The organism is Chryseobacterium sp. T20 (genome assembly GCF_047345655.1).
GTDB lineage: Bacteria > Bacteroidota > Bacteroidia > Flavobacteriales > Weeksellaceae > Chryseobacterium.
In genome coordinates this window covers 1,162,743-1,187,834 of the sequence record NZ_JBLFDU010000001.1, presented here as the reverse complement: position 1 = coordinate 1,187,834, position 25,092 = coordinate 1,162,743, and the positions used below count along the sequence as shown (strand labels likewise).

Sequence of the window (25,092 nt, the reverse complement as noted above, 5' to 3'; positions counted from 1 at the left end):
AACCATATGAAAAAACTGTTTTTATTCTGTTTTATAATTTTTTCTGTAGTAATCTCTGCACAGCCATTCATTCTAAAATCAGTAGGAGAAGCAAAAGAGTTTAGATTGACACTTTATTACGGAACTAAGGGAAAAGGAGCTTTTGTACAATATTCCGGGAAGAAAGAAATTATTCCTTTACAGATTAAAAGTTTTAAAGTAGATGACAGTGGAAGAAGTGACGGGCAGCTGGATATTAATTATTACGTCTGGAATGAAATAATTGATGGTAAAGTCACTGGAATATATACGTTCGAAATGATGCATCATACTGCTTCGAACATTACCTATACAAGAGCAAAAGACAACAGAAAGTTTAAGATGGAAATGATGGAGGATGAAAAAAAATATAACGGAAGCAATACATATCTTCTGCATGCTGCACTCCTTACCTTTAACCATTTTTATAATAATCATTTTATCATTACTTATTCCGATGGAAAAAAGACAGCCATAGAACTTCAGTCTCCCGATAAACCTTCTTTTGCAAGACAGAGTATTATCGAAGACTATAATTTTGACGGTTATGATGATATCGCATTTTCTGTTCCCGATGACGGAATGGGTGTTTACAGAATGTTTGAAATTTATCTGTATAATCCACAAAGCAAACGTTTTGAAAAGCTTAAAGAACCAGATTTTTCCCGTTCAAGCTGTTCATGTTTATGTGATGTCACAGTAGAAAAAGAGAAAAAGTTTTTAATAACAGGATGCAGAGGTGGTGCAAGATGGCATCAGGATGTTTATCGCTTTGGTAAAAACGGAATTTTAGAATGGATTTCTACAAAAGAAAATACGGACGAATAATGCTTTTTTTCAATATCTGGGAATACCTTTAAAATCTATGTTTTTTTTGAAATTGTAAACTATAACTCCTCATTTACAGTGATAAAGCCTCCGTTTTTTTACGGTATTTTTAAGAATGTCTTTTAGGATTCAAATTTAGGTCTGATATTTGTACTGGGTAGCCAAACTAAATGGCCGATTTATTTATGAAAAACATATCTGTGAAAAAATCCTTTTTTTATATCTGTTTATGTGCTTTTTTTCTGGTTTCCTGTAAAAAGGAAATAGAAAAAATAAGTGATACTTTTAAAGATACTGTTTCTTCTTCGGAAGTTCCGGAGGTAGAAAAGGATTCTATAAAGAAAGATTCTGTTCCTGTCGTTAAAAAAGAATCTGTTCCGCCTGTCATGCAGGAGAATGGCTTTTATAATGCCTTTGTTCTTCCAAAAGATAAAAAAATGCGTGATTCTATTTACGCAGAATTCAGCAAGAAATACAGTGTAGAAGAAAGAACAGCTATTTTAGCCTTAAACAGATTGGATTCTAAAAGTAAATGGAATGCCGACACTTTGGTAGTTCCTGCGAAAATAGATACAACATTGATGGCCTATTCACCGTTTCCAATGCAGCTGGATGTATTAAGCGGAGTGAAAAAGTTTGTCATTTTCTCATATCCTATACAGGCTTTTGCTGTATACTCTAATGGAAGTCTTATAAAATGGGGCCCAACAAGTATGGGTAAAAAAGCAGCCCAGACTACAAGAGGCCTTACTTTTGCCAACTGGAAAAAGAAACTGGCTATTTCCACCGTGAGCAGCGAATGGAAACTTCCTTATAACTTTAATATTCACAATATAGGAGGAATCGGATGGCATGAATATACGCTTCCCGGATATCCTGCCTCACACTCATGTTTACGATTGCTGAGAAAAGATGCCCAGTGGCTGTATTCCTATGCAGATACATGGATTTTAAATCCGGGTGGTGCTACCACTAAAGCCAGAGGTACAGCAGTAATGGTATTCGGAGATTATAAATGGGGAGGAAGAAAACCATGGAGAAATCTTTTGGATGATCCTAATGCCAACAATATTTCCGTTGAAGAACTGACGAAACTTTTAGAACCGGATGTTCCGAAAATGCTCAAGGAACAAAGCAATAGAGAAAAAGTAGCAGATTCTATCAAAGCAGCAAAAGCAGCAGCTCCTATTCAAAATGAGAAGCCTGTGGAACCTATGTCTAATTAATTTTCTTTTCAAATTGTAAAGTAGATTCTTCAGCAAACTTTCTCAGTTTAAGCATTTCCTCTTTACCTTTATGTTGTCCGAATCTGGCAGCAATATAAGTAAGAAGAATAAATAATAACATAATAAAAGAAGCGCTCAGTGCCCAAGGGTATTCGGCGCTTTTTATTTGCTTTTCTACGTAATACATGGTGAAAAAGGTCATCCAGAGAATAGAAAAAGAAAAATACAGGAACATAAAGAATGTCCACACTGCAGAACTGGGACCGAACACTCCACGTATTGTTGTATGCTCATCCTCCATTTCTATCCGTAAGGCAAGGCTGGGTTTCCAGTAATTATCATATTCTGTTTTTACCCAGATGGTAGCCACTTCTTTATTGATGTTGCCTGAAAACTCATCTTTATGCTCTTCCATATATTTTTTCAGATTCTCAGCATACTCTTCCTTGGTAAGATGAGTAAACATTTTAAACCTGGGTCTGGTTCTTATTCTGTCTAAAGTGGTTTCTTCGGTATTCATATTATTATTCTTGATAAGGAATAGGATCCTGAAGGGTGAAACTTAATGTGAGTTTTTCATTTTTCCTTTGAATAACCATGGTAATATTTTTACCTTCATTAGATTTCATAAGCTCTACAATTTTTTCCAGGGTCATCTCAGAAGTAGAGTCTCCATTAATACTTAAAATTCTGTCTTCTTTTTTCAGACCTGCTTCATAGGCTGGTGAATCTTTCCTTACTCCGGCAATAGAAAATATAGGTTTTAAACTGAATTTATATTGAAATGCATCTTTATAAACTTCATTTACTACTGTGGCAGATTTTTGAGTTTCAATGTTTACCCTGTCTTCCTGCCATTCCAATCCGTCCTGTTTAAAATCTAATCCACTCATATTAAAATGAAAAGGATCATTAAAAAAACGGTTTTTTTTCAAATATATTTTTTTAGCAGGATAATCAAAAACCACCGTAAATCTTCGCATAATTTCACTGCCTACAGAACCTTTTCTGTTTTCCACTAAAGTGACATGCTGTATGGAGAATTCATCCGGCATAGCAGTAAGAGGTTTTTCAAATTTAAAGCTACCAAGATAAAAATTGTGAATACGGCTTCTCTTACCAAAAATATCTCCGTTGAAACCCCGTCCAAGAAAATCATCAATATTAGGTCTATTGTATACAAAATTTTTAATCAGGGTTGGAAAGAGCCAAATAGCATCATTATTTCCAAGATCTACCAACAATTTTGAATCTTTCTTCTCATTTGTCATTTCTACACCTGCATAGAGATAAGGCTTATCTCTTTCAATTGTAATAGGGAATTCTTCAAATTTTCTGATTTTCTTTTTTAAAAGATCAGAATTTTCGTAGACCGTCAATTTTTTTGAAGTATAGTCGATATAAATAGGATGGTCTTTAAAAAAATGATAGCCAATCACTCCGTTTACCGGAATTCCTACATGTGAAGAAATGTTAAACTCTTCATCAAGAATAATATAAAGGGACATCGAAGTATTTACAATTTCACTTCCTATTTTGCCTATATTGCGCTCGGATTTCAGCCCATCAATACTTAAACTACCTCCGAGCCCGGAAAATTTGACTTTTTCAACATTGCTTAGCTTCACTTCCTTGTTTTCCAGGCTAAAAAGAATGGTTTCAGAAACTCCCGTATCCAGAAGAAAAGTAAGTTCAGCACCATTAACATTGATAGGAATAAAGATAAGATTGTTGATAAACTGAAAAGGAATAACTGCTTTTTTAGTATTGATCAGCTCAAAAGTATTCTGGGCATTTACAAAAATGCTTAGAAATAATCCTAGTAAAAGCAATTTAAATTTCATTTACTGAATTTAGTGAATTTATCTATATGATAATAAAAAAACATTCCAAAAGCTGGAATGTTTATATAAGTTACAATGAAGTCGTGTTTTTTATTGAATTTGTTTCAAAATAGGTTTTATTTATTTTGAAAAGAAGTCCATCAAATCCATATAATTCTTCTGATTGACACCATGTCCGCTCATATATTCTCTGAACGTGAAGTAACAGCTAAGATCATAAAGAAGATCTGCCGCTTTTCTTCCCCATTCCAGTGGAATCACAGCATCATCCGTACCATGAGAAATAAAGAAACGAAGTCCCTCCAGTTTCTTTTTATCTTTTACAATACCATCCAGAATTTTATCTTCAGGATAACTGCTCATACAGGCAACACGATTGAAAAGCTCAGGGTGTTTTAAAGCCAAAGCATAACATAATATACCACCCTGGCTGAAGCCACAAAGATGAGCTTTGCTTTCCGTAAGTCCATAGTGGTTGATAATCTTTAGCATACTTTCCAGAACTGCATGTAAAGATTCGTTGGCCTGAGGAACATCGATGAAGTTTTCGGGATCATTAAAATTGATATCATACCATGAGTATCCTTCAAATTGAGTATCACGTGGAGCTCTGAAACTTACAATGATCCAGTCATTGGGAAGAGTTTCTCTAAAACTGAAAAGATCCTGTTCATTGCTGCCATATCCATGAAGCATAAAAAGAATGGGAGTTTGGGAAGTAATATTTTCCGGCTCTCTTACTAGATAATCTAAATTCATACAGCAAAGATAATTAAATTACCTACAGAATCTTAACTTTTATTATTCATACAATGAACTTCTGTTGTATGATGTTTTATGTGTAATGATTAATTATTTGGAGTATATTTTTGAATTTTTCCGATGCTTTCTGTTTTTATTGATTTGATATTATTTGGAAATCTTTATTGGAAATTTTTCATAAAAGTTATTTTTATATTAATAAAAAACTTATATTTGAAACATTAAAAAATCTATTTGGAGAAATGAAGCAATTTTACAATTCAAAAAGTTTACTTAGACTTTCTTTTTTATTCGTTTTATTATTTTCTGTAATCACCGTTGTTAATTCTTGTAAAAAAGATGACGATGAAGAATTTCAGGATCATGTGGTTCAATTCGAAGTGAAGACCACTGCCGGAGGAAACATTATAAGTGTTGTAACACAGGTAGGTACAGCTCAGAATACCATATACAATACTCCGCAGTCTCCTGTAACTTCACCGTGGACAAGTGGAGAATTCTTTGTGAATTCCAGCCAGGCACAACTGAATCTTGATGCTAACGCGTCAATGCCGGATGATAATTCTGAATTGACGATCAATCTTTACATTGATGGTGAAATAGCAAGAACAGTGAAGAAGAAAGGTAAAGGGGTATTGGTTGCTTCTATTGATTATAGCTTCTTAGAACCTTAAATTACTTTAACAATATATAAAAAAAACCGCTTTCGAAGCGGTTTTTTTATTCTTCAATCATATGTTGCTGTACAGCGAGGTTGATCAATTCTGTTGAGTTCTTTGCTTGAAATTTCTGTAGAAGATTCTTACGGTGAGTGTCCACGGTAAGAGGACTTAAAAACAGTTCTTCAGCAATTATATTACTTGTTTTTCCCTGTGCTACCATCTGTAGAATTTGTTTTTCCCTTTTAGTCAGTCTTGGAATAGGAAGATTAGTCTGAGACGGAAGACTGATAATCTGCTTGGTTTCATTGCAGAAAACAATATCTCCAGAAAGGGCTCCTCTGATCCCAATCACAAGATCATCAATAGAAGTATTTTTGAGAAGATAACCGCTTGCTCCGTTTTGTATAGACTGCATAATAATGCTTCGTTCTGAACGGTTACTGAACATTATTACAGAGGTGCTTGGCGATATTTTTTTGATTTCTCTGCAGAGTTCCGTTCCGTTGGAATCTGGGAGCGTAATGTCCAGAAGAACAATATCTACCATTTCAGACCGGATGAAACTCAGTGTTTCTGCACCGGATGCAAAACTTCCTGCTACATGAAAGAAAGGTTGGCTTTTCAGCATCATTCTCAGTCCCTCAATGACTATAGGGTGGTCGTCTACAATGACGATATTTATTTTCTCATTCTCCATGGATGTTGAGTTCTATATTAATTGCTGTTCCTTGATCATCAGAATTGATTTCCATTTTTCCTTTCAGGTAGTTGACTCTGTTTTTCAGATTACGAAGTCCCAGACTTTTAGTAGTGTTTTCTATATTTTTATCAAATCCTTTTCCGTTATCTTCAATCGTGATCAGAAAATTTTCGCCGGATTGGGAGCATTGAAGCAGAATACTGCTGGCTTCGGCATGTTTTACAGCATTGGCTAATAACTCCTGTACAATTCTGTAAATATTAAGCTGGATATTTAAAGGTAATTTTTTGTCAATATCAATAGCCTGAAAATCAATTTCAAGGTTTTTTCTGTTGTAAAATTCACACAGGTCGAGTAGAGCAGTTTCCAAACCAAAATTAAGCAATGATTCCGGCATTAAATTTCTGGCAACATGTCTAAGCTCACTTACAGAGCTGTCCAGCTGACCCAATATCTTATAAAACTCCTGATCTTTTTCAGGGTTTAAATGACTGGAAGACCAGGTAGAAAAGTTGATCTTTACTCCGGCAAGCATTCCGCCCAAGCCATCATGAAGATCCCTTGCAATACGTTCTCTTTCCCTTTCTTCACCATCAAGAATAGCTTTGGTTAATGATAATTCTTCTTTTTGCTTAATATCATTGAGTTTCTGCTCGTTTATTTTTTTGTTTTTTCTGAAAATAATAAACAGGAAGATCAGAAGGCTTAACGCGAGCAATAAAACAAGACCCATTCCCCATAAATAGGAATTCTTCTTGTTGACTTCCAGGTCTTTTTGGTTTTTCTCAGCATTTAAAGTTGCTATTTTTCTTTCTTTTTCAGCAGTATTGAATTTAGATTCCAGTTTGTTGATTTCAATTTTTACATTCTCCGTATTAAGGCTGTCATTCAGCTTTGAATATTTCTGTTCCCATACAAGAGCTTCTTTGGTGTCTCCTAATTCTTCATTGAGTAAAGAAAGCTGTTTGTAAAAGGTTTTCCTGTTATTAAGATCAATGGCCAGAGACTTTTCCGTTAAAACATTTTCTAAAGTAGTTTTAGCTTCCTTATATCTTTTAAGCTTCTTTAAAATATCATACTTGTTGAAATAAAACATTTGAGCCAGAAGATTCTGATTGTACTTTCTGGTATAAAAAATTCCTTTTTCTATCACAGGAAGGGCTTCTTCATTTTTCTGACGGGTAATATATAATAGCGTTTTACTGTAATAATAAAATGCATTGGATGAAGATTCCGGATAACCCTTGATGAGTTTTTCAGCTTTATTTAAAAACTTTTCAGCTTCATCTCCATTGGCCTCGTAACAGAAATTGTTGGCAGAATTGAGATAGGTGAAAAACAATTCAGCAGAGTTAGGATAGTTTTTTTCAAGAATTTCCAGGGCTTTTTTATTGTATTCTTCAGCTTTCTTAAACTGAGCATTATAGGTAAGAATAACTGCAAGCTGAGTATATAAGAAACCCAGATTTCTGCTGTTTTCATATTTTTTAACCAAGGGGATACTTTTTTCAAGCATTATCTTGACCAAAGGAATATAGCCCTCTTTATCCTTTTGAGAAACTCCGTAGCTATACCAGGCAAGAGCCTGAAAGAAATCGGACTCTTCATTTTTGAATTTCGATAAAGACCGAATAGCCTGCTGATAGGAAACAGCTGCTTTCTTCTTATTCCTATCCAGATTATACTGTCCTTCGTAATAATAATATTTTGCTGAAATAAAAGGATTGTTTTGTGCCAGTCTTTTTCCATTTGCAAGATATTTTTTACTCAAAACGGAATCGCTGTTCCTGTAATAATTGGATAAAAGGAGAGACGCTGTTGCTTTTGAAGTATTGGGATAATTTCCATTTGTAACGCTTTGTAAGCTGTCTATATAAGCTTTCTCATTAAGCGGAATGATTTGTTGGGATTGTAAAGCAAAAGATAAAAATAGACTTAACAGGACAAGTAATCTCTTCATTATGGATCAATTCTGTAAAATGTTTTTTAAAACGTTCAATTTAATTAAAAATTTTAGCATAAAAAATACCTGAATTTAGGTAGAAAAAATTACTGGTTTTTCAGGATTGATAGACGTAGGGGATGCTCATAGCTTTGCAAACATCAAATCATGAATCATAGAATATTCAATATAGTAACTAAAATTTAAACAAAAAGATTATGAAAAAAATGAAAATGAATCAGCTGTTAAGAGGAGCATTGGTTGCAGCAATAGCAGCAATGTTTATTGGATTTACAGCGTCATGCAGTAAAGATAACGACGACAATGTAAATGGAGCAGGAAAAAGTCATAAAGTGGTTTTTAAAGCAATCGCTTCTTCGGGAAGTAATATTGATGTAGCGGTGTACGGAATTGATGGTAACCCTACTACAGCATCAAGTTTAAGCGGATCAACATGGTCAAGCCCGGAAGTAAAATCAGAACCTGGAGCATATAGCGCTAATGTTGCAGTAAATGCTATTGGACCGGATGCTTCAGCAACGTTGAAGGTTCAGATCTGGGTAGACGGAGAGCTGAAGAAAGAAGGAACTTCCAGCGGACAGTATTTGTCAGCTTCTACAAGCTATACATTTTAATATTAAATTATTTTAGGACATAAAACGGGCGCTGAGATTCATCTCAGCGCCCGTTTTTATATGTATCTTTTACTAGTTGGCTCTTACAATAAAGTAGCTTTTTTTACCTTTTTGTAATAATAAGAACTTACCGTCGATAAGGTCAGTTTCATTAGCTGTGAAAGTATCATTTACTTTTTGTTTGTTGACAGAGATTGAATTTCCTTTAATCTCTCTTTGAGCTTCACTCTTAGATTTTAAGAATCCTGATTTTTCAGAAAGAAGATCAATAATATTCACTCCTAAAACATCAGCTTTTGCAATTTCTTTCTGAGGAACCCCATCGAATACTTCAAGGAATGTTTCTTCATCAAGACTTACAAGATCTTCAGCAGTAGAGCGGCCGAAAAGGATTTCAGAAGCTTTCAGTGCTTTTTCATACTCTTCTCTTCCGTGTACCCAAACTGTTACTTCTTCAGCCAGTTTCTTTTGCAGTTTTCTTTCGTGTGCCGCTGTTTTGTGCTCTTCAATTAAAGCTTCAATTTCCTCTTTTCCTAAGAAAGTGTAGAACTTAATGAATCTCTCAGCATCTTCATCAGTAGCATTCAGCCAGAACTGGTAGAACTTGTAAGGAGAAGTTTTCTTTTTATCCAGCCAGTAATTTTCTCCGCTTTCAGACTTTCCGAATTTGGAGCCGTCTGCTTTGGTAATCAAAGGAACTGTTAATGCAAAAGCTTCACCCTGAGCTTTTCTACGGATCAATTCTGTACCTGTAGTGATATTTCCCCACTGGTCAGAACCTCCCATCTGTAGCTTTACATTATTGTTTTGGTATAAGTGAAGGAAATCATATCCCTGGATGAGCTGGTACGTAAATTCTGTAAAACTCATTCCATCTGCACCCGATTCTCCTGAGAATCTTTTCTTCACAGAATCTTTAGCCATCATATAGTTGACCGTGATATTTTTCCCTACATTTTTAGCAAAATCAAGGAAAGAAATATTCTTCATCCAGTCGTAGTTGTTCACCAGCTCAGCTTTATTAGGCTCGTTTCCTTCGAAATTTAAGAATTTTGAAAGCTGGTTTTTTAAACAGTCTACATAGTGTAAAAGAGTTTCTTCATCCAAAAGATTTCTTTCAGCAGATTTCCCGGACGGGTCACCAATCATTCCTGTTGCTCCTCCCACCAATGCAATTGGCTTGTGGCCATGAAGCTGGAAGTGAGCTAAAATTTTTATCTGAATAAGACTTCCGATATGTAAAGAATCGGCAGTTGGATCAAAACCAATATATGCAGTAGTTACCTCTTTATTCAGTTGTTCATCGGTTCCTGGCATCATATCGGCAAACAGACCACGCCATTTAAGTTCTTCTATAAAGGAATTCATTGATTTTTAACTTTAAAATTTTAAGATGCAAAGATAGTAAATTCATAAGTATTAAGGGTAAAAGCGAAACAGCAAAAAATGTAAGGGAAAGAAAGTCACAGATCATGAAAACCTTTTGGATGTTAACCGTAAGAATTGAACAAGTTCAGACTTTTGCCCTTTTACTCCTTTGTTTTTCACCCCAAATAATCTATATTTGTTATTAATGAACGACGAACAGCTATTCCTGCTCATCCAGAAGGCCAAAGATAAAGATCAGAAGGCCCAGACTAAACTCATCAATATTTTTTGGGTAGATGTTTTCTCTTTTGTCATGAAAAAGGTAAGAGATGAAAATGATGCCGATGAAATTACCGTGAATGTTTTTTCAAAGGTACTGTCAAAACTGGATATGTTCGATCCTCATTTTCAGTTCAAAACCTGGATATTGACCATTGCCCAGAATACCGTTATTGATTTCTGGAGAAAGAAGAATCGGGATAACGAAGACGCTGTCGAAAACCTTGATGAGGTCAAAAACCAATATGCCAAATCACCTGAAGAACTTCTCATTTCTGAAGAAGAACAAAAGAAAATCATCAAAACCATAGAATCGCTGGATGCCAACTATCAGGACATTATCAAGTTGAGATTTTTTGAAGAAAAAAGCATCAAAGAAATTGCTGAAGAGCTGGGAATTTCCGTTGCCAACACCAAAGTAAGAGTCATGCGGGCCAAAAAAGTCCTAGCCGAGCTGTTGAAAAATAATGAATTTGATGATCATTAAACTCAATAATTTAATAAATCCTATTCAATAGAAAGGGGAATGTCATTCTAAACGAAATGAAATGCAGTGAAGAATCTCATAAATTTGTTCATCAATAAGATTCTTCCTTCGTCAGAATGACAAGATTCAGAATAGGCTTTAGCCTAAACTTACATCCCACGGTTTTTATTTAAAAATACACCTCTTCTTTTGTTTTTGGAAGAATTATTTTTTGCTGCTTTTCCTGATTTCTGTTCTGCAGATTAATTTTCAGCCCTTTTTTAATATAGGTTTCCTTCAAAGATTTACCATATTCAGCTGTATTTTCTACCTCTTTTGAATAGTTCAGTTGTCCTGTTGAAAGATTAAAATCTATATCTTTCCAGTAATCACCAGGTCTTCCTGAAGTGGAGGAGGTTCCTATGAGTTCAAAATGCCCGTTCTGAAATCTATATTTGTCCGTAACATCCCATTTCCAGCTGCTTCCACCGTTTTGAGAAATAATCAGAATTCCTTTTTCTATTTTCGTTTCCCTGTAAGGATCGCCCATCATGCCTCCGCCATTGCTTTCCATAACAGCATTTCTGGATTTTTCAAGGATGGTCCATGCTCCGCCTGCCTTTTTCAGAATTTGGATTTCACGGATGTTTCCCATATCTGTGGTGTCCTTTGTATTGTAAATAATTACTTTTTCAGGAATTTTATCCCCATCAAGATCTCCGTCTACCGTTTCAATGATAGTAGAACCCGAAGGCTGAAACTGTTTTTGGGCAAGACAAAATGTTCCGCATACCGCGAATAAAAGGAAGAATATTTTTTTCATAAGAATATTTTGAAGAGATAAATATACAAATGAAATTTCGAATTATAAGTTTCATCAATATATCCGGTTGATGGTTTCCATTAAAAAATCCTTAACTTTGAACTTCAATTTTAGAAATGGAAAATTCAGTTCAAGACACTACCGTTCAAAAACCAAAATGGATCCGCGTAAAACTTCCTACCGGAAAGAATTACAGAGAGCTGAGAACTTTGGTTGATAAATATAAATTAAATACCATTTGCCAAAGCGGAAGCTGCCCGAACATGGGAGAATGTTGGGGTGAAGGTACAGCTACTTTCATGATTTTAGGAAATATCTGTACAAGAAGCTGTGGATTCTGTGGGGTAAAAACAGGAAAACCACTTGATGTAAACTGGGACGAACCTGAAAAAGTAGCAAGATCCATCAAATTAATGAAGATCAAACATGCCGTTCTTACTTCTGTAGACCGTGATGATCTGAAAGATATGGGTTCTATTCTTTGGGGAGAAACAGTGAATGCTGTCAGAAGAATTTCTCCGGGAACCACAATGGAAACTTTGATTCCGGATTTCCAGGGACTTACAAAACACCTTGACAGATTAGTAGATGTAGCTCCTGAAGTGATCTCTCACAACATGGAAACCGTAAAACGTCTGACCAGAGAAGTAAGAATTCAGGCAAAATATGAAAGAAGCCTTGAAGTATTAAGATACCTGAAAGAGGCCGGACAAAGAAGAACCAAAACAGGCGTAATGCTTGGATTAGGGGAAACTAAAGATGAGGTTTTCCAGACGATCGAAGATATCAGAAATGCCAATGTAGATGTAATTACACTTGGACAATATCTGCAGCCGACTAAAAAACATCTTCCGGTAAAGAAATTTATCACTCCTGAAGAATTTGATGAATTCGGGGATTTTGCAAGAAGCTTAGGTTTCAGACACGTTGAAAGTTCTCCTCTTGTAAGAAGTTCTTACCACGCAGAAAAACATATTCATTAAAATACAGACCGTTCAGAAATGAACGGTTTTTTGTTTTTTAGGTAGCAGGGATCAGGTAGTAGATTATAGGTGATAGGTTGTAGGGATCAGCTATGAGGGATTAGCTAATGAATATGACAATCTTTACAGTAACGGCTGCCATCATTCCCATCCTTTGGAGGGGTGGCAAAAATTCAAAGAATTTTTGACGGGGTGGTCTATACAACACTCACAAAAATCCATAGCAGCGGACTTTAGTCCGCAACCGCAAAAATCACTTAACAGGTCGTATCCTTCTTAATCACTCCAATCCTCCCATTAATTTCTATAGGTCTGAAATGTTTCTTCTTAAACTCAGATGGTGTTTCTCCCGTATGCTGCTTGAACAGTTTATTAAAATAAGAAAGACTTTCAAAGCCTACCTGAAAACAGACCTCTGTCACGGACTGGTCTTTCAGCAGGAATATTTTGGCCTGATTAATCCGGTAATTATTAACAAAATCAGTAAACGTCATATTCGTCTGTTTTTTAAAATACCGGCAAAAAGCAGGAGTACTCAAACTGACAATCTGGGCTACTTCATTTACATTGGGCTTTCTGTCGTAATTTTCGTGGATATAATCGTAGATGGTTCCCATTCTGATTTTATCATTCAAAAACCATTTGATTCGGGTATCTTCTTTATTGAGTTCTTTTACTTCGGTAGAATCTGCGAGGATTTGCAGTATTTCAATTAATCCAACTAAAGATTCAAAAGAGTTTTTATCCTTGATAATCTGTAGCTTTTCAACAACAGTATTTTTGGTTTCTCCGGAGAATGAAAGTCCCAAATATGAACGTGCTAAAAGATTTTTAATATTTTCAAATTCAGGAACGGGAAGGATGATATCCTGAAGGAAACTTTCCCGCATCTGCAATACAAGCTGTTTGCATTCGGTCTGAATTCCATAATCAAAATTAAGATGGGGAACATTGGAACCAATCAGCAAAAGATCACTGTCTGTAAAACCGGAAATATTTTTTCCCACGTGACGGATTCCATTCACCGCTTCTACATAGACCAATTCAATTTCCGGGTGATAATGCCAGAAAAAACAGTTTTTCAGGGAAGGAGAAAATAGTTTGAAGGATTTCCCTTTTTCAAACGTAATAATTTCTTTCTGGATTTTCATTTTGTTCTTATTTGATTGTTTCTGAATTTAAAATTAAGTAAAAAGGTTAATACGGAGCAAATTTTTATCATTCAAAGAGGTGTGAAATTCAAACTTTCTTTCGATTTTTGCACTTTCAAAATAAAGATACTCAGTGAGTCCTTTAATTTGAACAGAATTAATTCAGAAAAAAGATTTAGATACAATGAAGATTGATAAAAGAATAATACCACTGGCAATCGGTGGTTTAGGGATAGGAACTACGGAATTTACCGTCATGGGACTGTTACCGGATATTGCCAAAACATTACAGATCACCATTCCGCAAGCGGGACATTTGATTTCAGCTTATGCCATGGGAGTGGTTATCGGAGCACCAATTCTGATTGGATATTCCGTAAAATTTCCACCGAAAAAAGTTCTGATGGCTTTCATGATCCTTTTTACATTATTTAATGGACTTTCTGCTATTGCTCCCGGGTACAACAGTATGCTGGTTATCCGTTTTATGTCCGGACTTCCTCATGGAGCGTTCTTCGGTGTAGGAACAGTAGTGGCTTCAAGAATGGCAGGAAAAGGAAAAGAAGCTTTTTATATATCCATGATGTTTACAGGGCTCACAGTTGCCAATCTGGCAATGGTACCTCTGGTCACCTATATCGGGCACACTTTCCACTGGAGATTTTACTTTGCTATTGTAGCAGTAATAGGGCTTTTTGCGATTTTATTTTTAAAGCTATGGCTTCCTGCAATGGAATCCAATCAGAATACCCATTTCATGGAAGAACTGAAATTCCTTAAAAATAAACAATCGTGGCTGGTATTGGCCATTACAGCGATCGGGTTTGGAGGATTGTTCACATGGTTGAGCTATATCACACCTTTAATGACTGTCGTTTCAGGAATCAAAAGTAGCCAAATGGCTTATGTAATGGTTCTTGCCGGAGCAGGAATGGTGGTTGGAAACCTGGTTGGTGGTATTGTTTCAGATAAATTAGGTCCGGAAAAAACCTGTGCATTACTGATTTTTCTGATGATGATTTCTCTGGGAGGTGTTTTCTTCCTTGCAGAATATAAAAATATAGCCCTGGTACTGACATTCATGTGTGGTGCTTTATCCATGTCTATTGCTTCACCCATCAATATTATGATGATGAAAGCTGCCCCGAAAAGTGAAATGATGGCCGCCGCTTTTATGCAGGCAGGTTTTAATATTGCCAATGCAATGGGAGCTTTCCTTGGTGGAATTCCTCTGGAATACGGCTACTCGTTCAACTATCCATCACTGGTAGGAGTGGGGATGACTTTTATTGGAGTGGTTATCAGTGTAAGATATATGTATCTGTACGGCTCAAAAACTCAAAATGAAGAAGTGGCTGCAGAATGTGTATCATGTGATAAATAAAGAGTCATAGTTAAAAATAAAAGAGCCTGTTTCAGTGAAACAGGCTCTTTTTTATAACATAAGTTTTTACGCCTCTACTTCATCTCCGTTTTTGCACCAGTAAAGGGCATTGTATAAATTTTCTTTGGGGAAAGATTTAAATTCTCCCGGCATAAGCACACTGAAAATACTCGTAAAATCACGTATGCCTTCTTTGTCTGTTACAATGGCAGAACGATTCCAGTTGGTAAGGTTTTTCAGTCCTAACAGCAAATCTTCAAGCCATGCGCCCACAGTAAAATTATCCAGATCGGTATCCAAATACAATAAATAATTCAGTTCACCGAATTGCTCTACCTTCTCTTTTACACGCGGAATAACCAGTCTTTCAAAATCCTCTTTCGTTACTTCTCCCGTTGCATTAAATGCTGCAACATTCTCCGGAGCTTCTGGAATAATTGTTATCATAATAAATATTTTTTTGGTGGTTTGAGTTTAAAAGAACAACAATAATTACACCATTATTTGATGAATAATTGTTAAAAAAGGTATAAATATTGTTATTTTAAATGTAAAATAGTAATATGAATCTCAAATCAAATGAACCTTTTTGGCTTTTAAAAAACGGATTATTAGCATCTTATCCATCCTTACAATCCAATGAAGAATGTGATGTTCTTATTATTGGCGGAGGGATTACAGGAAGCCTGATTGCCCATCAGATGATAGAAGACGGTTATACTACCATTCTTATTGATAAAAGAGAACTTTGCAACGGAAGTACTTCTGCCACCACATCAATGCTTCAATACGAAATAGATGTTCCCCTTTACCAATTAATAGAAAAAATAGGAGAGAAAGGTGCGGTTTTAAGTTATAAAGCCTGCAGTGATGCTATTGATACTATAGAAAAGCTTACCAAAATAATCAGGTCCAAAGCGGGTTTCAAACGAAAGAAATCATTGTATTTTGCCTCAAAAAAGAAAGATGCAGAATGGTTGAAGAAAGAATGTGAGACCAGAAAACAAAACGGTTTCGATGTAGAATGGCTGGAAGCAGAACAGATTCTGGAAAAATTTGAATTTGAAAATACCTATGGCGGAATTGTGTCAAAACAGGGAGCAAGTATTGATGCTTTTCAGTTTGCCCATGAGCTGTTCATACATAACGTGAAAAAAGGATTGAAGATATTTGATAAAACTGAAATGATAAAAGTAGAGGAGCATAGAGGTTTTAATACGGTTACTGTAGATAGTGATTTTGAGATTAAGACCAAAAAAATTATTTACTGTATAGGCTACGAAAGTAAAAACTTAGTGAAAGAAAATTTTGTGAACCTGAAAAGTACTTATGCTATAGTTTCTGAAATAGACAAAGACAAATTTAAAAATATCAGCAGTACCTTAGTCTGGAATACTGATGATCCTTATCTCTACATGAGAACTACCGATGACGGTAGACTTCTGATAGGAGGAGGAGATGAAGACTTTTATGATGCAGAAAAACGTGATGCAATACTCCATAAAAAAGAAAAAGAGATTCTGAAAAACCTAAATAAAATAAAACCCGATTATCATTTCTATACAGATTTTGTATGGGCAGGAACTTTTGGTGAGACTAAAGACGGGCTTCCTTATATTGGAGAACATGAGAAATTTAAAAACTCCTATTTCGTACTGGGCTTTGGGGGAAACGGAATTACTTTCTCAATTACAGGAATGGAAATGGCTTCCTTGTTTATGAAGGGAAAAAAACATCCGTTGTCAAGGTATTTTCAGTTTGGAAGATGATACTTTATTTTACCACAATTTTTTAGTAAGAATAAAGGTTATTTAGATTCCTACGAAATGGCAAACTGCGTAGATAAATCGTTATTCCAATTGTGTCATTCCGTAGGAATCTCAGATAAGTTATTTGTTGGATCAAAGTGTTTTTGTATCACAAAAGTCATCAAATAACCAAAAAAAGCGGGCCTCAACCCGCTTACACTACAAACTATACCCATTCTTTTTCGCTAGTTCAACAATAGAACTCTCAATGGCTTTCCCAAGATCATCAGAATCATCTGTTCCCCGTTTTTTCATTTCGGAATCTATATAAGTCTGACGCTTTTTGGAAAGTTCCTCTATTTCTTTTTGAATTTTATCACGTGCTGCTGATTTGGCAGCAATTGTTTTTTGAATTTCTTCTTTGCTTTTTCCTTTCAATTCTGCTGGAAGTTCACTTTCTTTAACATTGGCGATAAATCCGGCATCTTTTTCAGCTTTATCTACCAGATCCCAGTGATCATTTTTGTAAGCATTCTTTTTAGATTTGGCAACCGCTCTTTCCACTAAGTTGGATGCTGATTGTGCTTCTGCGTTTTTATCCTGTGTGATCTGCTTAAGTTGATATTCCGAACCGTGATTTCCGTAGTAGATATACGTATCATTCAGTTTAGCATTGCATTCGGAAATTCTGATGTCATAAGGTGTTTCAATATAAAGAACTTTTCTGTCGCTGTCGATATTGAAATATTTTCCACCTCCTAATGAAGCTCCGTTTTGCCAGAAAGTCTGTATTCCTTCCTCACGGCTTCCACAGAAAATGGTGTTGGTGTAAATATTCTTACTTTTTGCTTTCGAAACAACATCTTTATAATTTATTTTTCCCTGATCGAATGCTTCATTACCTGCAATATAAATCAGCTTCATGCTTTTCTCATTTCCGTCCCAGTTGAGGTTGGCAGAGGCATCCCGAATCACTGCACCACAATACTCACTGCCGCCATTGGTTCTTAAGGCAAATAATTTTTCAGAAACCAGGTCGAGATCCTGAGTAAGAGGAGTGACCTGACGGATGTAGTTTTCATCACGGATTCCGTCATTGCCATATTCATAAAGGGCAATTTCAATCTCAGGAGCCTTTCCGTTGTACTTAAGAGTGGTCAACGTATTCACAATATTCCAGAGTCTGGATTTTGCCTGATCAATCAGTCCGTCCATACTGTTGGAAGTGTCCAGTAAAAGCGCGACCTGAATTTTATTATCCTTTACCGTTGAATTTACCGGAATCAATGTCGTTTTTTCTACTGGTAATTTATTGTCAATATTACTATTGGAGCGGTTATCCGGAATATTACCGGAGCTTAATAAAGCTGTACCTGCTGCAAGTGCTAAGATTTTTAAAGTTGTCATATTGTTATTTTTTTATTGGTTATTTGTTGTGATAGTATTTTATCATTTATTATTTTGAATTCCTGAAGTAAAATTATCCCTATTTAAGGCTGGAAATCGGGAAACTTGGTGAAAGGGTAATTTGACTTGGTGAGTTTGTGGCAGATAAAGAATAAAAAAGCAGCTCCCAAAGGAACTGTCTTTTTTAATCTGTTATTTTAAAGGATTTCGTATTTTGTTTTGATGCTGTATTTCAGCTTGATGTTTTCAATATTATCAAAAGAGAAATCTACCGGAGCATCAGCCATTTCCAACTGAATATTGCTTGCTCTTCCTTTGTAAGCTGCCGGCATGATCATATCACTGGTGTAGTCTTCTATTTCTACAATTTCAAGAGCATTTCCTGTTTTTTTACCCATGCTTTCCAATAAATAGTCAGCTTTTTCTTTTGCTGCTTTCAAAGCGTTGATCTTCACTGCTTTTCTGAAATCTGCAATTTTAGTATTCTTTACCTCTGCAATGTTCAGGCTGCTTACCCATTTTTGATTCAGATCTTCAAAGATTTTACTAAGACTTGATTTTGTACTGGCTTTAAACTGATAGTTTTTAGAAAACTTAGCCGTTTTAGAATAGATATTCTGGTACATGGATTTGAACTTGATATCCTCGTTCTTTACTCCTGCGTTTTTTAAAATATCAAATAACTTCTTTTCATTATCTGCCAGATCGTTTTTATTATCTGCTTTTATCCCGATACTGAAGATAATTTCATCCGGTTCTACTTCCATTTCGGCAACACCTGTTACTTCAATTGCGTTTTTCTTTACTTCCTGAGCATTTACAAAGCTTCCAAGGGTTAAAATTCCGATTAATAAAAAATGTTTCAATTTCATAATTTCCTGTTTTTAAATTTTTAATTCTGATGTAAAATTACGCTGATCCGAAACCAGATTCCGGGAGACTTGGTGAAATGGAGTTTTCACTTGGTGAGCCCTGAAAAAAGTATTGTTTTGAAAAATATTGTTTTAAATCATTAATAGAATCAAGAGACTTAATTTTGCTTAAATGCTTAAATGCTTAAATGCTTAAATGCTTAAATGCTTAAATGCTTAAATGCTTAAATGCTTAAATGCTTAAATGGTCACCTTCTCTTTATTTCCAAAAAAATCATCTTACCACCAGACTATCAAGCACTCAACTTGGTGAAACGGAAACTTCACTTGGTGAATAGTTTTTGAGCAGACTATATATATGTATATCTTTGTTTTATGAAAATGCTTAAACTCTTTACGATCTTTTTACTTGTGCTTTTGGGAAATATAATTCATTCCCAAACCACTACTAACAGCAGTGCTGCTGTGGAAGAAGTGCAGGTAGAAACGAAGAAGCTGAAAAAAGCAATGGACACGAAAAATGAACCTGCCCAGGCAGATTCATACTATAATATTGGAGAAACATTTTTTAACGGCGGAAATTTTGCGAAAAGTGAGGAGTATTATACAAGAGCGAAAAAGCTGTATGAAAAACTCAACGACAAACCCAATATTGAAAAAGCTACCCGAAGATTAGCCCAGTCACAGGAAAAGCAGAATAAAATAACACCAGCCATCAGCAATTACAGCATGGCAGCGCAAGTGAGTTACAGTGAAAAAAGCAAAGCGGTCAATGCTAATGATGTAGCAAGACTTTCTTCTCCCACACCGGAGCTTAAAGCAGAAGCCATCCAGAATAATATCAATCTGACCAAAAAAGAAAACGAACAAGGCGATCTTGCAGAAAGTTACAGCCAGCTTGCAGATGTTAATCTGAGACAGAAAGACCTTTCCAGTGCCGAAGAAAATCTGAATACTGCTTATAAAATTTCTAAAAAAGAAGCTCCTCAGCAAGCGCTTGCCATCAATCAGAAACTGGCGGATCTTTATGTGGAAAATAAGAACTTTGAAAAAGCGATTGAAGCCAAAAAAAAAGTTCTGAAGGAGGATTTTGTGAAAGAAAATTCACAGGAGAAAGTCAACCAGATTCAGGAATTGGCCGATATCTATATTAAAAAGAATGATCCTAAAGAAGCCGTGGATCTTTTGAAAAATGCCTACGGAATTGCTTTAGATAAAGGTCATACGCTGGAAGCACAGAAAAGTGTAAAAAAACTGGATAGCCTTTATGCGATTTCAGGAAATGTGGATGCTTCAGTTCAATTGTACAGAGATTTTTTGGGAAAACTTCCGAATCTTGTTTCCAAAGACAGAAGCCTTGTTGATAATAAAATTCTGGAAGATACAGAGCAGCGAATCTCACAGCTGGAAAAAGAAAAAGAGCTTAAAGACGAGCTTATCCGAAAGAAAAATGTCTTTAATTACAGCCTGATCGGTGCTTTAATTCTGCTGACAGGATTGATCATTTTTATTTTCAGAACCCTGAAAAAGGTTCAGACCAAAAATAAAAAAATTGCCCTGCAGTCGTTGCGTCGTGAGATGAATCCTCATTTTATTTTTAACAGCTTAAATAGTGTCAACCATTTTATAGCCACCAACAATGAACTGGAAGCCAATCAGTATCTGACCAAATTTTCGAAACTGATGCGCGGTGTGATGGAAAATTCCACTGAAGATTTTATTCCCTTTCAGCAGGAGCTTGATCTTCTTCAGAATTATCTTGCTTTGGAAAAAACACGTTTTGCAGATAAATTCGATTATGAAATTGAAGTAGATGAAAGCCTGAATATGCAAAATCTGCAAGTTCCGGGGATGCTGATACAGCCGTTTCTGGAAAATGCCGTTTGGCACGGACTCCGCTACAGAACTGATAAAGGATTTTTAAAATTAAGCTTTGAAAAAAGTGAATCTCATCTGAACATCCTTATTGAAGACAACGGAATAGGTATTGAAGAAAGTAAAAAGCAGAAAACCCAGCACCAAAAAACGAGAGAGGGCAGAGGAATGAAAAATACGCTGGAAAGAATTCAGTTGCTGAATGATTTATACAAAAAAGAGATCACCTGCTCTGTAAAGGATAAGGAAAATAACAGTGGTGTTTTGGTAACAATCCAGATCAATTTGAAGTAATTGAATCCGGATTGATCTGTGGTTTCTATTTGATATATTTTTTCTTTAAAACAGAAAAATTCTTTTTGATATAGTCCAGTTCATAATGGGCAGGAATGATTTCAGTACCTGAACGGTTAATAAATCCATAGGTTCCCGTTATGTTTTTTACCAATGCCAGATCCTCGGAGTATTCACCGAATTTATTAATCTTGGAATATACAGGTTGAGTGATGATTTTTCCGCTTATATCTGAAATTCCATACGTTCCGGAATTGGTTTTTGTAAGTCTCCAGTTTTTATTGATCTTACTGATATCCTCTCTTTCTGAGATTTTCATCTGTGAAAAAGAAAAACTGAATACACTCATGCAGCAAAGAATAAGAAGTTTTGATTTCATATGATTTTGTATGGTTTATTAATTTTGATCTCTAAAATAATTCTTTTGCATCTTTCTTGCAATAAAAGTGATCAAAAGTATGGCTAGAGAACTTATGTCAGCAAATTGTAAGGTTGGTTAAATATTCCTAATTTGCACCTGCAACTTAATGATCTGCCACCTAAAATCTGATCTGATGAAAATAAAAGCCGTAATTGTAGATGATGAGCTCATCGCAAGAGAAGTTTTACGAAGCTATCTTACCAAATACTGTCCGCAAGTGGAAATTCTGGGTGAAGCTGAAAATATTAAAGAAGCTGTTCCATTAATCGCTGAAAAACAGCCTCAATTGGTATTTCTGGACGTAGAAATGCCTTTTGGAAATGCCTTTGATGTACTGGAAGCTACCAAAGAATTCTCCTATGAAACCATTTTCATTACTGCATTTTCACAATATTCATTACAGGCTTTAAATAAATCAGCAAGTTATTATATTTTAAAACCGATTGACATTCAGGAACTGATTCTTGCAGTCAATAAAGTAGCTGAAAGTCTTGAGAAAAAAGATGAACTCAACCGGAATAAGATTCTTCTTGAAAACCTGAAATTAAAACCGGAAAAGCAACAGCTCATTCTTCCTACTTTACAGGGATTTGACGTCGTAAAAACAGAAGATATTGTAAGACTTCAGGCGGATGGAAATTTTACTCAGGTATATCTTACAGACGGTTCAAAGAAGATGGTATGCCGCTTTCTGAAGCACTTTGATGATCTTCTGGAAAATCCGTTTGTGAGGGTTCACCGCTCCCATATTATCAATACAGGTTTTGTGAAATCCTACCATAAAAGTGGAACAGTGATGCTGTCTGATGATACAGAAATTGAGGTTTCAGGAAGCTTTAAAGATAATTTCCTGAAAGTATTTTCATAGAATTTATTGTACCTTAACAGACTTAAGGCATTATTTTTGACGTTTTTATAACAACCACACAAAATCTTTCTGTCATGAAAACTATTCATAAAATCATACTTCCCGTTTCGTTAGGAGCATTGGGGCTTATCGTTTTCAATTCCTATTCTGTAAGGATTCCCAGAGGAGCATCTGCGGTAAAGAATTTTGATCTTAAAAAATACCTGGGCAGATGGTATGAGATCGCCCGTTTTGATTACAGGTTCGAGAAAAATATGGATAATGTTACTGCAGAGTATACAGAAAATCCGGATGGAACAGTTCAGGTCAGAAACAAAGGGTATGATTACGTTAAAAAAGTATGGAATGAATCTATTGGGGAGGCAAAATTTGTAAAAGATCCGACAGAAGCACGTCTTAAAGTTTCATTTTTTAAACCGATATGGGCGGGTTATAACGTCATAGATATTGATGAAGACTATCAATATGCTCTGGTAGCTGGAAGCAGTTTAAAATATTTATGGATACTTTCCCGTACTACCAATATTCCTGAAAGTATCCGTCAGCGTTTCATTCAGAAAGCAAAAAAAATCGGCTATAACACCGATGAACTGATCTGGGTAAAGCATAATCAATAAAAAAACAAAATCGCAAAAGGGTCAATTTGTAAATCAGCCTTTTTGCGATTTTATCTTTTCATTATTAGCTATTAATGTATTCTTTCCATTCCTCAAAACGGTGATCAATAACCTGTTTCATCAGATCGTAGTTTTCGTAGGTATCTTCGATGTGATAGAATGTCTCGTATTCATAGTCACTTTCTTCTGCTTTTGCATCAAAAATATTCACATAATCATCAGCAAATGAGCTGTAGCGGTTACCGAAATCTGTGTCGTCTGCATAATAATCTTTGGCAAAAAGATTTCCCAGTTCATTCAGATCATATTCAGAAAATTTCCCATCGCAGGAATCCATGACAAACTCTGCTCCAGTTATTTCTCTTCGTTTTACTTTTTCTATTTCTTCTGCAGCATCTTCTTTCAGTTCGTCAGAGATCAGATTGTTGTGAATACACCAGTTCAGGAACATTCCTGTATGTGTTGCCCCATTTTTCTGAGGAAGCCCTTCCGGAAAATCACCGCCATAATGCCATGAAGCATCATCATATTTAGACATAATTTGTATTGTAGTTTTTGATAATTCACGCAAAAATAGAAAAAATCAATTTATATTGCCGCTGCCACAGAATTTTCCGTCATTTGCATAGAATTTTTTTCAACAAAAAGACATATGGAAAAAGCTGTTCTGATTACTATCGGGGATGAAATCCTTTCCGGAAATACGGTAGATACCAATTCTAATTTTATTGCAACTGAACTTAAAAATATAGGAATAAAAGTTATTCAGATTCTTACCATCTCAGACGAAATTGAAACCATTAAAAATGCATTAAGCACTGCCTTTGAAACAGGAGACTTAGTGATTACAACTGGTGGGCTGGGACCAACAAGAGATGATAAAACCAAAAAGGCACTGGCAGAATACTTCAACGATGAAATTGCCTTGGATGAGGTAACCTTCAATCATTTGAAAGGCTATATGGAAAGAAGAGGACGGGCAGATATTCTGGAGAGAAACAAAGAACAGGCTTTTGTACCTACGAAATCCATCGTTTTTCAAAACCATTACGGCACGGCACCATGTATGATGATGGAACAGGACGGAAAATTGTGCTACAGTCTTCCTGGAGTTCCTTACGAAGTAAAACCATTGATTAAGGATCAGATTATTCCTTATTTACAGCAAAGATTCAGCCTTCATTATATTCATACCAGAATTGTTTCTGTGGTAGGAATTCCTGAGAGTATCCTTGCAGACAAAATTGAAGATTGGGAACTGGCACTTCCTGAAAATATTGCTCTTTCTTATCTTCCGGTAGGAACGCGTGTAAAGCTTCGTCTGACGGCTTCCGGTGAAAATGAAGAACAGTTGAAACAAAGAACAGAAGAAGAAATCCAGAAATTACTTCCGTTGGTACAAGGTCATGTAATTGCCGTATCTGAAGATAAAATTGAAAATATTCTGGCAGAAATGCTCACTGAAAGGAACCTGACGATTTCTACAGCAGAGAGTTGTACAGGAGGTGAACTGGCAAAAATGATTACTTCAGTTTCCGGTAGTTCAAAATATTTTCTGGGTGGAATGGTAGCTTATGCCACAGAGAAAAAGATTAAAATTTTAAATGTTTCCAAAGAAACTGTGGACCAGTTCACTGTGGTGAGTGAACTGGTAGCTCAGGAAATGGCAAAAGGCTGCCAGCAATTGTTTGAAACCCATATTTCCCTTTCTACAACAGGCGTTGCCGGACCAGGAAAAGGAGAAGATGGTAAAGATATAGGAACGGTTTACTATACAATAAGAATCAATGATCAGGAAGTAACCTCCAAATTATATATGCCACATCTGGAAAGAGTAGACTTCATGGATTTTGTTTCCCAAAAGGTGATTCAGGATTTGGTAAGCCTTCTTGTAAACAGTTAAATACGAGGCTGTTTTT

The 25,092-nt window shown here is 35.6% G+C and carries 25 protein-coding genes; 12 read left to right on the top strand and 13 right to left on the bottom strand.

All coding sequences use genetic code 11. The features are described from left to right. Positions 1-6: 6 nt before the first annotated feature. Both ACMA47_RS05235 and ACMA47_RS05230 read left to right on the top strand, forming a co-directional pair. Complete coding sequence (locus ACMA47_RS05235) at positions 7-846, top strand: XAC2610-related protein (RefSeq protein WP_413928951.1); 840 nt, start codon at positions 7-9, stop codon at positions 844-846. Positions 847-1,046: 200 nt separating this feature from the next. Then, the gene (locus ACMA47_RS05230) at positions 1,047-2,072 is read left to right on the top strand and encodes a L,D-transpeptidase (RefSeq protein ID WP_413928950.1); all 1,026 of its coding nucleotides are present in this window, start codon (positions 1,047-1,049) and stop codon (positions 2,070-2,072) included. On the opposite strand, the gene ACMA47_RS05225 is transcribed toward ACMA47_RS05230, so the two are convergent. The 3 genes from ACMA47_RS05225 to ACMA47_RS05215 all read right to left on the bottom strand — a co-directional run bounded on the left by ACMA47_RS05225 (position 2,065) and on the right by ACMA47_RS05215 (position 4,675). Then, positions 2,065-2,592 (bottom strand): hypothetical protein, encoded by a 528-nt coding sequence (locus ACMA47_RS05225; RefSeq protein ID WP_413928949.1) that lies wholly within the window; start codon positions 2,590-2,592, stop codon positions 2,065-2,067. The genes ACMA47_RS05230 and ACMA47_RS05225 overlap by 8 nt on opposite strands. A gap of 4 nt (positions 2,593-2,596) precedes the next feature. Beyond that, positions 2,597-3,916, bottom strand: a complete 1,320-nt coding sequence (locus tag ACMA47_RS05220) for a PDZ domain-containing protein (protein ID WP_413928948.1) — start codon at positions 3,914-3,916, stop codon at positions 2,597-2,599. A gap of 120 nt (positions 3,917-4,036) precedes the next feature. Further along, complete coding sequence (locus ACMA47_RS05215) at positions 4,037-4,675, bottom strand: alpha/beta fold hydrolase (protein WP_034692090.1); 639 nt, start codon at positions 4,673-4,675, stop codon at positions 4,037-4,039. Positions 4,676-4,920: 245 nt separating this feature from the next. Between ACMA47_RS05215 and ACMA47_RS05210 the strand changes: the two genes are divergently transcribed. After that, positions 4,921-5,352, top strand: coding sequence for a hypothetical protein (locus ACMA47_RS05210; RefSeq protein ID WP_228432265.1), 432 nt, complete (start codon positions 4,921-4,923; stop codon positions 5,350-5,352). Positions 5,353-5,398: 46 nt separating this feature from the next. On the opposite strand, the gene ACMA47_RS05205 is transcribed toward ACMA47_RS05210, so the two are convergent. Both ACMA47_RS05205 and ACMA47_RS05200 read right to left on the bottom strand, forming a co-directional pair. Continuing rightward, on the bottom strand, positions 5,399-6,037 hold the full coding sequence (locus ACMA47_RS05205) for a response regulator (protein WP_413928947.1): 639 nt from the start codon (positions 6,035-6,037) through the stop codon (positions 5,399-5,401). Beyond that, a complete protein-coding gene (locus tag ACMA47_RS05200) occupies positions 6,027-8,000 on the bottom strand; it encodes an ATP-binding protein (RefSeq protein ID WP_413928946.1) in 1,974 nt (657 codons plus the stop codon). The genes ACMA47_RS05205 and ACMA47_RS05200 overlap by 11 nt, the downstream gene beginning before the upstream one ends. Positions 8,001-8,200: 200 nt before the next feature. On the opposite strand from ACMA47_RS05200, the gene ACMA47_RS05195 reads away from it, so the two are divergent. Continuing rightward, positions 8,201-8,617, top strand: coding sequence for a hypothetical protein (locus tag ACMA47_RS05195; protein WP_413928945.1), 417 nt, complete (start codon positions 8,201-8,203; stop codon positions 8,615-8,617). 72 nt (positions 8,618-8,689) lie between these two features. On the opposite strand, the gene tyrS is transcribed toward ACMA47_RS05195, so the two are convergent. Then, entirely contained in the window at positions 8,690-9,985 is a 1,296-nt protein-coding gene (gene tyrS, locus ACMA47_RS05190) for a tyrosine--tRNA ligase (protein WP_413928944.1), read from the bottom strand. 205 nt (positions 9,986-10,190) lie between these two features. Between tyrS and ACMA47_RS05185 the strand changes: the two genes are divergently transcribed. Beyond that, complete coding sequence (locus ACMA47_RS05185) at positions 10,191-10,751, top strand: RNA polymerase sigma factor (protein ID WP_034692096.1); 561 nt, start codon at positions 10,191-10,193, stop codon at positions 10,749-10,751. Positions 10,752-10,920: 169 nt separating this feature from the next. On the opposite strand, the gene ACMA47_RS05180 is transcribed toward ACMA47_RS05185, so the two are convergent. After that, positions 10,921-11,553, bottom strand: coding sequence for a hypothetical protein (locus ACMA47_RS05180; RefSeq protein ID WP_034692097.1), 633 nt, complete (start codon positions 11,551-11,553; stop codon positions 10,921-10,923). A gap of 116 nt (positions 11,554-11,669) precedes the next feature. Between ACMA47_RS05180 and lipA the strand changes: the two genes are divergently transcribed. Continuing rightward, entirely contained in the window at positions 11,670-12,536 is an 867-nt protein-coding gene (gene lipA / locus ACMA47_RS05175; protein WP_034692098.1) for a lipoyl synthase, read from the top strand. A gap of 257 nt (positions 12,537-12,793) precedes the next feature. Here lipA and ACMA47_RS05170 read toward each other — a convergent pair whose 3' ends face one another. Further along, positions 12,794-13,687: an AraC family transcriptional regulator gene (locus ACMA47_RS05170; protein WP_413928943.1), complete on the bottom strand. Its 894-nt coding sequence runs from the start codon at positions 13,685-13,687 to the stop codon at positions 12,794-12,796. A 184-nt stretch (positions 13,688-13,871) separates the two neighbouring features. Here ACMA47_RS05170 and ACMA47_RS05165 point away from each other — a divergent pair, with 184 nt between their 5' ends. Then, positions 13,872-15,071, top strand: a complete 1,200-nt coding sequence (locus ACMA47_RS05165) for an MFS transporter (protein WP_413928942.1) — start codon at positions 13,872-13,874, stop codon at positions 15,069-15,071. A 66-nt stretch (positions 15,072-15,137) separates the two neighbouring features. Here ACMA47_RS05165 and ACMA47_RS05160 read toward each other — a convergent pair whose 3' ends face one another. After that, positions 15,138-15,518 (bottom strand): STAS/SEC14 domain-containing protein, encoded by a 381-nt coding sequence (locus ACMA47_RS05160; RefSeq protein ID WP_034692101.1) that lies wholly within the window; start codon positions 15,516-15,518, stop codon positions 15,138-15,140. 116 nt (positions 15,519-15,634) lie between these two features. On the opposite strand from ACMA47_RS05160, the gene ACMA47_RS05155 reads away from it, so the two are divergent. After that, complete coding sequence (locus ACMA47_RS05155; RefSeq protein ID WP_413928941.1) at positions 15,635-16,840, top strand: NAD(P)/FAD-dependent oxidoreductase; 1,206 nt, start codon at positions 15,635-15,637, stop codon at positions 16,838-16,840. A gap of 198 nt (positions 16,841-17,038) precedes the next feature. Here the strand turns inward: ACMA47_RS05155 and ACMA47_RS05150 are convergent, their stop codons facing one another. Together ACMA47_RS05150 and ACMA47_RS05145 are read right to left on the bottom strand one after the other, a co-directional pair. Continuing rightward, a complete protein-coding gene (locus ACMA47_RS05150; protein WP_413928940.1) occupies positions 17,039-18,226 on the bottom strand; it encodes a VWA domain-containing protein in 1,188 nt (395 codons plus the stop codon). Positions 18,227-18,423: 197 nt separating this feature from the next. Beyond that, complete coding sequence (locus ACMA47_RS05145) at positions 18,424-19,098, bottom strand: SIMPL domain-containing protein (RefSeq protein WP_413928939.1); 675 nt, start codon at positions 19,096-19,098, stop codon at positions 18,424-18,426. 375 nt (positions 19,099-19,473) lie between these two features. Between ACMA47_RS05145 and ACMA47_RS05140 the strand changes: the two genes are divergently transcribed. Beyond that, positions 19,474-21,267 carry a histidine kinase gene (locus tag ACMA47_RS05140; RefSeq protein WP_413928938.1) on the top strand — a complete coding sequence of 598 codons (1,794 nt, stop codon included), beginning with the start codon at positions 19,474-19,476 and terminating at the stop codon, positions 21,265-21,267. 25 nt (positions 21,268-21,292) lie between these two features. On the opposite strand, the gene ACMA47_RS05135 is transcribed toward ACMA47_RS05140, so the two are convergent. Next, positions 21,293-21,646 carry a WG repeat-containing protein gene (locus ACMA47_RS05135; RefSeq protein ID WP_413928937.1) on the bottom strand — a complete coding sequence of 118 codons (354 nt, stop codon included), beginning with the start codon at positions 21,644-21,646 and terminating at the stop codon, positions 21,293-21,295. A 175-nt stretch (positions 21,647-21,821) separates the two neighbouring features. Between ACMA47_RS05135 and ACMA47_RS05130 the strand changes: the two genes are divergently transcribed. Then, positions 21,822-22,556, top strand: a complete 735-nt coding sequence (locus ACMA47_RS05130; RefSeq protein WP_413928936.1) for a LytR/AlgR family response regulator transcription factor — start codon at positions 21,822-21,824, stop codon at positions 22,554-22,556. A gap of 74 nt (positions 22,557-22,630) precedes the next feature. Next, a complete protein-coding gene (locus ACMA47_RS05125; RefSeq protein WP_413928935.1) occupies positions 22,631-23,173 on the top strand; it encodes a lipocalin family protein in 543 nt (180 codons plus the stop codon). A 64-nt stretch (positions 23,174-23,237) separates the two neighbouring features. Here ACMA47_RS05125 and ACMA47_RS05120 read toward each other — a convergent pair whose 3' ends face one another. Continuing rightward, positions 23,238-23,711, bottom strand: coding sequence for a hypothetical protein (locus ACMA47_RS05120; RefSeq protein WP_413928934.1), 474 nt, complete (start codon positions 23,709-23,711; stop codon positions 23,238-23,240). Between the two features lie 114 nt (positions 23,712-23,825). Here ACMA47_RS05120 and ACMA47_RS05115 point away from each other — a divergent pair, with 114 nt between their 5' ends. After that, positions 23,826-25,076, top strand: coding sequence for a CinA family nicotinamide mononucleotide deamidase-related protein (locus tag ACMA47_RS05115; protein WP_413928933.1), 1,251 nt, complete (start codon positions 23,826-23,828; stop codon positions 25,074-25,076). The last annotated feature ends 16 nt before the right edge of the window (positions 25,077-25,092 follow it).